The sequence below is a fragment of the Micromonospora sp. KC606 genome (assembly GCF_004348675.1).
Classification (GTDB): domain Bacteria; phylum Actinomycetota; class Actinomycetes; order Mycobacteriales; family Micromonosporaceae; genus Micromonospora.
Map to the genome: position 1 here is coordinate 1 of NZ_SMKN01000359.1, position 2878 is coordinate 2878.

3 protein-coding genes are annotated in these 2878 nt (G+C 74.3%); 1 reads left to right on the forward strand and 2 read right to left on the reverse strand.

What is annotated here, in order from left to right; translation table 11 throughout:
- Positions 1 to 634: L,D-transpeptidase (locus E1193_RS30875; RefSeq protein WP_132186653.1), on the forward strand; the 634-nt coding region annotated here is incomplete at its 5' end.
- A 42-nt stretch (positions 635 to 676) separates the two neighbouring features.
- On the opposite strand, the gene E1193_RS30880 is transcribed toward E1193_RS30875, so the two are convergent.
- Both E1193_RS30880 and E1193_RS30885 read right to left on the reverse strand, forming a co-directional pair.
- Positions 677 to 1348 carry a hypothetical protein gene (locus E1193_RS30880; RefSeq protein ID WP_132186654.1) on the reverse strand — a complete coding sequence of 224 codons (672 nt, stop codon included), beginning with the start codon at positions 1346 to 1348 and terminating at the stop codon, positions 677 to 679.
- Positions 1345 to 2878 (reverse strand): FtsK/SpoIIIE domain-containing protein (locus E1193_RS30885; protein WP_279433401.1); only part of this gene is annotated, 1534 nt, incomplete at its 5' end. The genes E1193_RS30885 and E1193_RS30880, both read right to left, overlap by 4 nt.

The following is a 2878-nucleotide window of genomic DNA, read 5'->3' on the forward strand; positions in this document are numbered from 1 at the left end:
CGACCCGCACCCGGACGACACCACCCCGCTGACCGAGGGCCTCACGCCGACCCGGCGGATCGCCGCGTACGACGCGCCCGGCGGGCGACCGCTGGCCCTGCTCGCTCCTGCCATCAGCGGCGTCGAACTGACCATGCCGGTGGTGCGACGCCGCCCCGGCTGGACGGCGGTGCTGCTCCCCTCCGCCAACCGGCGGATCGCCTGGCTGCCCGACGGGGGCTGGAGCATCGTCGGGCTGCGCGACCAGATCGTGGTGGAGCGGGCCCGACACCGGCTGACCTGGTACCGGCACGGCAGGTCGGTCAACTCCTGGCCGGTGAGCCTCGGCATGCCGGGGCAGTCCACCCCGCTGGGCCGCACATTCATCCTCGGCCGCACCACCCCACCCGAGGCGGTCTACGGCGGCGTCGACATCTTCGCCCTCGGCGCGATCCCCGACGACCCCGACGCGGTGCCGGCCGGCCTTCGCGGCGCGCACATCGGCCTGCACAGCTGGCACAACGACGACACCCTCGGCAAGAACGTCACCAACGGCTGCATCCGGCTGACCCGCAGCGCCCAGCGCACGCTCCTCGCCGAGGTCAGACCCGGCACTCCGCTCGTCGTGGTCGACGCCCTGCCACCCCGCCGGTGATGGACGCGGTCCACCAGCCTCGCAGCCCTCGGCCGAGGACGGTCAGCCTCGGGTGGCGGCGATGAGGATGAACCACAGGATCGGCATGCCGACGAAACAGATCACGCCGCCGGCCCGGGCGGATCGGGTGCCGCCGCCGCCGATGCGGGGTTGCCCGACGAGGCTGATGGTGAGGTACCCGGCGAAGAACGCGAGGGCGGGTAGCCCGCACAGCGACCAGGGCACGAGTTGCCACGGGATGCGGCCGAGGTCGGTGTCGGGGCTGACGGCGAACATCAGCAGCGACGCGAAGGTGCCGAGGATCGCGGCGGCGGTGTAGACGAGGGCGTTGCGGGCCAGTGGCGTGAGACCGGGCAGCAGGGGTGGCTGGGCGGCCCGCCGGTGGGCGTGCGCGGCGGCGGTGTCGGCCGCGTCGGCGGCCGCGGCGGCCCGGCGTAGGGCTTCGGCGGGGTCGGGTACGGGGCTGGGCGCGATGACGCCGAGGTGGGGTTCGGGCAGCCGGAGGGTTGCCGCCAGCCCCACGAGGTGGTGCCGCTGGGCGGCGAGCCGGTGGGTGATCTGGTCGGCAGCGGCCTGCGTGTCGCGGCTGGCGGCGGCCTGCTGTGCGGCGCGGGCACGTTCGTCGTGCAGCACGGCGGCGAGGCGGCGGGCGTGGTCGGTGTAGGCGGCCCAGCCGCCGTCGCGGGGCATCGGGGCGACAGGCTGGCCGGTCATGCGAGGTCGTCGATCTGGTCGAGGGTGCCGGGGCGGACGTAGGGGACGATGAGGGTGCGGCGGTTGTCGTGCCGGTCGATCAGCAGGGCCCGGTTGGGGCGGGGCTGCCACTGCGAGGCGTAGTCGCCGAGCAGGGAGCCGACGTCGCTGCCGGGAAGGTTGAGGGCGACGAGGCAGGCGACCTCGCTGCCGCCGGTGTGGCCGAGGTCGTCGGTGAACCGGCCGAGGGTGCGCCACCAGCCGAGCAGGTGGACACCGTGGGTGGGGCCGTTGGCGAGGACGTCTCGCAGGTCGTCGTGCCCGGAGCGGTAGGTGGTGGGGTCGCTGGCCGCGAGGAGACCGCTGGCGCTGTCGGCGCCGAAGACCACCAGGTACGTGGTCTGCCCACCGTCGGGGGCGGTCACCTGCGCGAGATCCGCCAGCCGAGCCCGGAGCTGGGCCGCGCTGATGGTGTCGCACGGGTGCCCGGCTTCGGTGATCGCGTCGACGGTGGCGTCGGCGGCTTCGTCGGCGGCGGCGACCAGCGGCGCGATGAGGAACCGGGCGGTGCCGGGCGCGTGTTGGCGGGCCAGGCTCACGGTGGCCGCGTGCAGGACGTCGGCGCCGACCGGTGAGGTGCCGAGCACCGCCAGGTGGCTGCCCGGGGTGGCGTCCAGGGTGAACCCGGCGGTGGGCAGGCCGACGTCGACGGCCCGGCCGACCAGGGCTCGCCGTCGCCGTACGTCCGGGGTCAGGCGGGCGAAGGTGGGGTCGGCGTCGGGGTGCTGCTCGGCGTAGCCGGCGAACACCGCCGGCGGGGCGTCGCCCGGTGGGCGGGCGTTCCACAGCAGGTGCCGCTGCGCGGTCACCGATGCGGCGTCGGCGTTCGGGAAGCGGATGACCCGGTTCGCGCCCGCTGTCCCGGCCGCCGTGTTGATCACCGCGCCGCCGATGGGCAGGTTGTCGGCGCCGTCGTTGAGCTGGTCGAGGACCCCGCCGCCGCCGGCGAGCGCGACCCGCAGCGGAAACTGCCCGAAGATCGACTCGGTCTTGGTGAACAGCGCCTCCACCCCGGAGATGGTCTGCGACGCCAGGATCAGGTGGATACCGTACGAGCGGCCCTTGCGGGCCAGTTCCTCCAGCAACGCGACCGCCTGCCGGGCGACGGCGTCGTTGCCCTCGAACAGGACGTGGAACTCGTCGATCACCGCCAGCAGCCGGGGCATCGCCACGTCCGGCCGCCCGGTGCGCAGGTCGGCGAGCTTGGTCACCCCGGCCCGCTTCAGCTCGGTCGCCCGTCGGGTCATCTCCCGCGACAGTGTCCGTAGCACCGCCAGCCCGTACTCGCGGTCGGACTCGATGCCGACGGTGCGGGCGTGCGGAATCCACGACGGGTCCACCGCCGTCGGGGTGAACTCGGCGAACGACACCCCCTCCTTGAAGTCCAGCAGGTACAACCCCAGTTCGTCCGGGGAGTAGCGCGACGCCAGGCCGTAGAGCACGTCGAGCAGGAACACCGTCTTGCCCGACCCGGTGCGCCCACCCACCAGC

Coding starts and splice junctions, on each gene's coding strand:
- E1193_RS30880 (WP_132186654.1), bottom strand. CDS start 1,348: ATGACCGGCCAGCCTGTCGCCCCGATGCCCCGCGACGGCGGCTGGGCC.